Raw genomic sequence first — 6,392 nt, 5'->3', positions numbered from 1 at the left:
GCCCCGGGCACGCCGGCCGGCGCACCCGCGGCGGCACCTCCGGTCGCGCCGCTCGCGCCGCCGTTGTCCCCGCCGGGGACCAGGACGTCGGTATCCGGTGGCACTGGCGGGGCCGCCAGGCTGGGGGCCGTCGGCACTCCCACTGGCGGTGCGGGTATGGCGTCCGCGACCGGTGGAGCGTCGGCCCGGCCCGCAGACGACGACGACGTGCTCACCGTCGACGAGCTGGTCTCCTGGCTACGCCTGTCCGAGAGCACGGTCCTGAAGCTTCTGTCCGAGCGAGCGATCCCGGCCCGCAAGGTCGGCCACCAGTGGCGGGTGCGCCGTGGCCGGGTGCGGGACTGGCTGGACGGCCGGGAATGACCGGTGCCGTGGGCGGGGCGGGCACGAGGATCGCTGCCGCGGGCGCCCCGAGTACGACGGTGTGCCGGTGATCGGGCGCCACGGCGGCTCGGCGTAGCGGCGCCCGGACATGTTCGTGATCAAGGGTGGTTCGGCGCCGCTGCGCAGCGAGGCTCGCACTCCGCTCGTGCTGCCGGCGGTGCACACGCTGCCGGCGGTGCTGATACTGCCGGCGCTGCTGATGGTGCTGGCGGTGCTGGCGGGCTGCGGGACGTTGGGCCGGGCGGTGGACCCCACCCCGATCCCGGCGGTGACCACCGGCCCGCCGCCCGGTGCCAGCCAGGCGCCCGGGCCCCCGCTGGCGACCGCGACCGCCCCGGCGACCGGCGAGGTCGACCGCACGAACCCGGCCGCGGTCGCCGCCGACTGCTTCACCCGTTGGCAGTCGTTCGACGCCCGGACCGATGCGGGACCGTCGGCCGGCGTCGAGCGGGCCCGGGACTGCCTCACCGAGGACTTCGCCGCCTCGCTCGGCGTGGGCTCCACCAGCGCGGCCGACGGCGGCGCTGACGGCCAGGCCTGGGAGGATCTCCGTGCCCATGGCGCCCGCTCGCAGGTGTCGGTGCTGGCGACCACGCCCCTGGGCGGCATCGACACCACCGCCACGGGCCGCGTCGTGCTCCAGCTCAACGTGCGTCGCGAGACCACGACGGGCAGCGAGGCCCCGGTAGCGACGTTGTCCACCCCGGCCCTGACGCTGCTGCGCCAGGCCGACGGGACCTGGCGGGTCGCCGGGGCGGATCTTGCCAGCGTCGCCGGCGACGCGCCGGGGCGGTGAGGTCGGATGGCCCGCCGCTTCCCGCCCAGGCGATCCGGGTTACTGGTGTGGCTGGGCACCGGCTCGGCGATCGTCATCGGTGGGACCATCCTGTTGATCTCGGTTCTGATCATGTCCCTCGCCGGGCCGTTCGTCGGTGACCACGGCCGGGGTGACAAGTCGATCGAGAACGCCGACGGCATCCCGGCGGAGTACCTGCAGCTGATCACGGATGCGGCGAACGGCGCCGGCTGCGAAGAGGTGACGCCGGCCCTGCTGGCTGCCCAGCTCCATCAGGAGTCCGGGTTCAACCCGCAGGCCCGCTCGCCCGTCGGGGCGATGGGGATCGCCCAGTTCATGCCCGCCACCTGGGCCAGCCACGGCCAGGGCGACGTGTGGAACCCCGCCGACGCGATCCCGGCCGCGGCCCGGTACGACTGCGCGGTGGCGGCGTCGGTCGCCACCGTGCCCGGCGACGGGCAGGAGAAGATGCTGGCCGCCTACAACGCCGGCGCCGGGGCGGTGCTCGCGTTCGCCGGCATCCCCCCCTACACCGAGACCCGCAACTACGTGCGCACGATCCTCGCCCAGACACAGGTCTACGGGGACTCGCTCGAGTTCGGCGTGGAGATTCCCGCCGGCGCGATCGCTCCGGTGGTCGCGTTCATGGAGTCGCAGATCGGTAAGCCCTACGTCTGGGGGGCGGTCGGGCCGGGCTCCTGGGACTGTTCCTCGCTCGTGCAGGCCGCCTACCGGAACATCGGCATCGAGCTGCCCCGGGTGACCACGGACCAGCTGCGGTTCGGCCCGGTGGTCGCCGGGGTCGACCCACAACCCGGGGACCTGCTGTTCACGCCGGGCACCGACGGCACCGCCGACGCACCCGGCCACGTCGGCATGTACGTCGGTGGCGGCCGGGTCATCGCGGCCAAGGGGGCGCGCTGGGGCGTGGTGGAGTCCGACATCTCAGACTGGACCGGCACGGTTGCGGTGACCAGGCCGCTGGCGAAGGACCTCCGATAGCGTCCGGCTGGTTGGTCACTCCGGTCCGCCCGACCGGGCCGCCTGGTGTCGCGGCCGGCCGGCCGGGCCGGTGACGGTTCAGGCGGTCGTCTCGGACACGAAGTCCGACAGGCCGTTGGCCACTCCGCCCAGCACGCCCACGGTGTTATGGACCACGTCAGCGGCGTCATTCGGCGCGGTCACCGCGAAAAACAGGATGAACAACCCGATACCCCACGGCCAGATCAGTTTCTTCATGCAGGACCTCGCAGCACAGCCAGCCGATAAGGCCGGACGGACACCAACGTCGATAAGTCACCGACAGCATGTGTGTACTCACCTTGAGTAGCCGTCGCAAGGGGAATCGCCGAGCGGCGGGTGGCGCCCCGACGGACGGCTGCCTCTCCACCCGGCCTGGGTGACTCGCAGGCCCGCCCGTCCTCGGACGCGCCGGCGGACACCGCCGCGGACACGGCGTACCCCTCGGCGGGACACCGAACGGACAGTGGGTTGACCACCTGTAGCCACTTGGCGACGTGGAAGTGACGGGCTCTAATGGTTCAAGCCACCCCGGGCCGGCTGACGTCGACTCCTGGCACGGGGTGGCTACCAGATGTGACTGATCGTCGGGGCGCCGGGGACAGGGCGTCGCGGGCAGGGCGTCGGGGTCAGGCCGGGCGCGGTCAGGCCATCTCGGTCAGGCCGACGTGATGCCCTGCGCGAAGCGGAACAGGTCGTCGGGGTCGTAGGCCCGCTTCACCTGCCGCAGCCGATCCAGGTTCGCCCCGTAGTACGCCTGCGCCCAGCCGGCGAGCTCGGGGTCGATGTAGTTCTGGTAGGCGGACCGGGAGACGAACGGCGCCGTCGCCTCGACGGTGGAACGCAGCCAGCGGCGGTTGGCCTCCTTCGCGGCCGGCGCGGCGTTCGGGGCGTAGCCGGCGACGTACTGGGCGCTGGCGATCGCGCTGCGATGGACGAACGCCGTGTCGCCCGGGGCGACCCGGTTGATCGCCCCGCCCCAGGAATCCAGGATCACCCCGCCCGAGCCCGCCCCCGCGGTCCGCTGGCGCTGTTCGACCGTGCCCAGCAGCACCTCGACGCCACGCGCCGGTATCGGCTCCAGCAGGAACGCCGACGCGGCCTGCTGGGCAACCCGTGGCACCGTGCCGCCCAGCGTCCGGCCGCGCAGGTGGCAGGACTCGACCGCGCGGCCCGCGCAGCCGCCCTCGATGAGCATCGCCTCCAGATGACCCCGGGTGGTGACGTAGGTCCCGGTGGGCCGGTGGCCGGTCGCATCGACCAGGTCGGCGAGCCGGGCGCGCAGGCCGGCCACCGCGTCGTCGCCGGCGCCGCCCGACAGCACCCCGCTCACCCGCAGTGTCGGGGTGCCGCCGACGCCGGCCGCGGGCGCCGAAAAGGCGACGCAGGTCGACCACAGGCTCTCCGGTGCGCCGCCGGGAGCGGAGATCCAGTCCTGCCATGCGGCCACCACATCGGCGGCGCCATCCCAGGCCCAGCGGTAGGTGAACAGCACCAGCGGCGTCGCCCGGTGGGTGGCGAAGGTGAAGGAGGTGACGATGCCGACGTTGCCGCCGCCCGCGCCGCGCAGCGCCCAGAACAGATCCGGCTCGTGGTCCGCGTCGGTGTGCACGACCTCCCCGGAGGCGAGCACCACCTCGGCGGAGACCATCCGGTCGCAGGTCAGGCCGTAGCGCCGACCGAGCACGCCGATCCCGCCGCCCATGGCGAGCCCGGCGATGCCCACAGTCGGGCACGAACCCGCCGGCAGTGCCAGCCCCGCCCGCGCAAGACCGGAGTAGACGTCGACGAGCAGGGTGCCCGCCCCGATCCGGGCGACCTGGCCGGGCGCCGCGGCCACCCCGGCCAGCGGGGTGACGTCCACGACCAGGCCGGTCGTCGTCGAATAGCCGCCGTAGCTGTGCCCACCGGCGCGGGCGGCCAGCGGCAGCCCCGTCCGGCGGGCGAACTCGACGCAGGCCTGGACGTCGGCGGTGGACGTGGCCTGGGCGACCGCCTGCGGTCGGATCGCGTCGAAGGCCGGGTCGAACAGCATGCTGGCCGCGGCGTATCGCGGGTCCGCCGGGCGCAGCAGCGGGCCGGTCAGGCGCGCATCGAGGGCCTGCCAGTCGAGGGCGGAGGGGACGGGACTGGTGTCCCCGCGGCACCCGGCGAGCAACGTGCCGCCGAGCCCGGCGCCGGCGAGCGCCAGTCCACCGCCCGCGGCCCGTAACACCGACCGGCGGTCGGGTCCGTCCACGCATCCTCCCAGAGAGCCGTCCGCACCCCGCCGCCCGACTATCGGCGAAGGTATGTCAATCCAGGCGGCGACGGCCGCTCGGCGGCCCGAGTGGGCTGCCGCCGGCCAGCCCGGGCCACACCAGGACACCGGGCTGGGCCCCGGCGCGGTCGGCTCAGCCCGGCTGGGCGATCGTCGCGATGGTGCCGGCCGGGTCGATGCGCCGGACCCGGTCGTTGCCGTTGTCCGCGACGTACACGGCGCCGCTGCCGTCGACCACCACCGAGCTCGGGTTCTTGAACTGGGCCGCGGTCGCCGGGCCGCCGTCGCCGCCGGAGCCCTCGGTGCCGTTGCCCGCGATGGTGGTGATGATGCCGTTCGGGTCGATCTTCCGGACCCGGTTGTTGCGGTAGTCGGCGAGATAGAAGGTCTTCCCGTCCGGTCCGATCGACAGGGATGGCACGTTGAGCTTGGCTGCTCGGGCTGGGCCGCCGTCGCCGGCGAAGCCGGCCTCCCCGGTGCCGGCGATCGTGCTGATGATCCCGTCCGGGGTGACCTTCTGGATGGTGTCGCTGCCGAGATCGGCGAAGTAGAGCGTGCCGTCGGCGGTCATCGTGATGTCGTTCGGGCCGTCGATCTTCGCCTGGGTCGCCGCGCCGCCGGCACCGGTGTAGCCGGCGACGCCGGTGCCCACGTACGTCGTGATGATCCCCGCCGGATCGATCTTCCGGATGCGGTGATTCTCGTAGTCGGAGAAGTACACGCTGCTGTCGGGCCCGATGGTCACCTTCTCGGCGCTGTTGAGCTGGGCCGCGGTGGCCGGCCCGCCGTCGCCGCTGTAACCCGCGGTGCCGGTGCCGGCGACCGTGGAGATCACCCCGGCGGGCGTGACCTTGCGGATGCGGCTGTTCTTCGCGTCCCCGATGTAGATGTTTCCGTCCTCGTCGCGGGCGGTGGAGCCCGGACCGTCAAGCTGGGCCGCGGTGGCCGGGCCGCCGTCGCCGGCGCTCCCCCCCGCGCCGGTGCCCGCGAAGTCGTCCGCGGCACCGGCCGCGGTGATCTTCTGGACTCGATCGGTCGCCAGGCTCGACACGAGCAGCGAGCCGTCGGGGTCGAGGGCGAGGCTGTACGGGCTCAGCCCCTGCACGGTCAGCGCCGGTCCGCGGTAGGCGGTGGCGACCCGGGGGGCGGCCGAGTCGGTGCGGTCGTCGTCGTCTCCGCCGTTGGAGCTCGCCACGGCCAGGACGATGCCGACGATGGCCGCCACGACGAAGATGAGGACGATCCCGCCGATGATCCACAGGGCGCGGTTGCGCGCGCCCGCGGCCGGGCGGCGCGCGGCGCTGCTGCACGGTGACCCGCCGAGCCGGTACCTCGACTGGGCGATGCCGACCCTCGTTCTCGCCGAGAACGTCCCTGCGGACCTGCGGGTGGTCGACCCGGCGCCGGTGCTCGGGCTGCGCCGGGCAGCCGAGAGCCTGGGGCTGCGCCAGGCGCCGGTGTTCATCGGCCATGACAGGGTGCTCGCGGCGACTGACGCGCTGACCGCCCCGACGGCCGAAGGCTGCCCCGGGTTCGTCGCCGTGGTCGCCAAGGACTCGATGAACGGCCTGGGTGGCAGCCGGCTACTGCGCGAGGTGGGGCTGCGCCTGCTGCGCACGGGGCATCTGCCGCTGCTCATCGGCCCCTTCGGCGACGGCGCCGCGCCGCCTGACCTGCGTACGGTCGTCAGCCACGTCCTCGAGAAGGCGATCATGATCGCCGAGGTGCTGGGGATTGACCCGCCGCCACTGACCGTCCTCGACGCCGATCCCGACGCGCGGCTCGCGGGCACCGTCAGTCCGCAGGCGTTGCGCGGCGTCCGCGCCGAGGCGCGGTTCGACCTGCTCTACGACGCGGTCGCGGAGTTCGCCGCCGGGACGGCCCCGCTGCCCGGACCCGGGCTGCGCCACCGCCTCGCCCGCGACCTGGGCG

6 protein-coding genes and 1 pseudogene are annotated in these 6,392 nt (G+C 74.0%); 4 read left to right on the top strand and 3 right to left on the bottom strand.

What is annotated here, in order from left to right; genetic code table 11:
- The first annotated feature begins 156 nt into the window (after nt 1-156).
- The 3 genes from ND748_RS22200 to ND748_RS22190 all read left to right on the top strand — a co-directional run bounded on the left by ND748_RS22200 (nt 157) and on the right by ND748_RS22190 (nt 2,182).
- Nucleotides 157-363, top strand: coding sequence for a helix-turn-helix domain-containing protein (locus tag ND748_RS22200; RefSeq protein WP_251747907.1), 207 nt, complete (start codon nt 157-159; stop codon nt 361-363).
- Between the two features lie 109 nt (nt 364-472).
- Nucleotides 473-1,180 (top strand): hypothetical protein, encoded by a 708-nt coding sequence (locus ND748_RS22195; protein WP_251747906.1) that lies wholly within the window; start codon nt 473-475, stop codon nt 1,178-1,180.
- 6 nt (nt 1,181-1,186) lie between these two features.
- Nucleotides 1,187-2,182: an NlpC/P60 family protein gene (locus tag ND748_RS22190; RefSeq protein WP_251747905.1), complete on the top strand. Its 996-nt coding sequence runs from the start codon at nt 1,187-1,189 to the stop codon at nt 2,180-2,182.
- Nucleotides 2,183-2,260: 78 nt separating this feature from the next.
- On the opposite strand, the gene ND748_RS22185 is transcribed toward ND748_RS22190, so the two are convergent.
- The 3 genes from ND748_RS22185 to ND748_RS22175 form a co-directional block, all read right to left on the bottom strand.
- The gene (locus tag ND748_RS22185; RefSeq protein ID WP_251747904.1) at nt 2,261-2,419 is read right to left on the bottom strand and encodes a hypothetical protein; all 159 of its coding nucleotides are present in this window, start codon (nt 2,417-2,419) and stop codon (nt 2,261-2,263) included.
- A gap of 439 nt (nt 2,420-2,858) precedes the next feature.
- Nucleotides 2,859-4,439, bottom strand: a complete 1,581-nt coding sequence (locus ND748_RS22180; protein WP_251747903.1) for an FAD-binding oxidoreductase — start codon at nt 4,437-4,439, stop codon at nt 2,859-2,861.
- Nucleotides 4,440-4,593: 154 nt separating this feature from the next.
- Entirely contained in the window at nt 4,594-5,685 is a 1,092-nt protein-coding gene (locus ND748_RS22175; protein ID WP_308205696.1) for an SMP-30/gluconolactonase/LRE family protein, read from the bottom strand.
- Here ND748_RS22175 and ND748_RS22170 point away from each other — a divergent pair.
- Nucleotides 5,675-6,392, top strand: a pseudogene (locus ND748_RS22170) (hypothetical protein); the annotation flags it as partial. The gene ND748_RS22175 and the pseudogene ND748_RS22170 overlap by 11 nt on opposite strands.

The sequence above is a fragment of the Frankia sp. AiPs1 genome (genome assembly GCF_023716945.1).
GTDB lineage: Bacteria > Actinomycetota > Actinomycetes > Frankiales > Frankiaceae > Frankia.
Note: the sequence above shows the minus strand (reverse complement) of the source record. Positions and strands in the feature narration are given on the sequence as shown.

Excerpts from the sequence above, each read along its gene's own strand:
- ND748_RS22200 (WP_251747907.1), top strand. The coding sequence starts at position 157 with ATGGCGTCCGCGACCGGTGGAGCGTCGGCCCGGCCCGCAGACGACGAC.
- ND748_RS22195 (WP_251747906.1), top strand. The coding sequence starts at position 473 with ATGTTCGTGATCAAGGGTGGTTCGGCGCCGCTGCGCAGCGAGGCTCGC.
- ND748_RS22190 (WP_251747905.1), top strand. The coding sequence starts at position 1,187 with ATGGCCCGCCGCTTCCCGCCCAGGCGATCCGGGTTACTGGTGTGGCTG.
- ND748_RS22185 (WP_251747904.1), bottom strand. The coding sequence starts at position 2,419 with ATGAAGAAACTGATCTGGCCGTGGGGTATCGGGTTGTTCATCCTGTTT.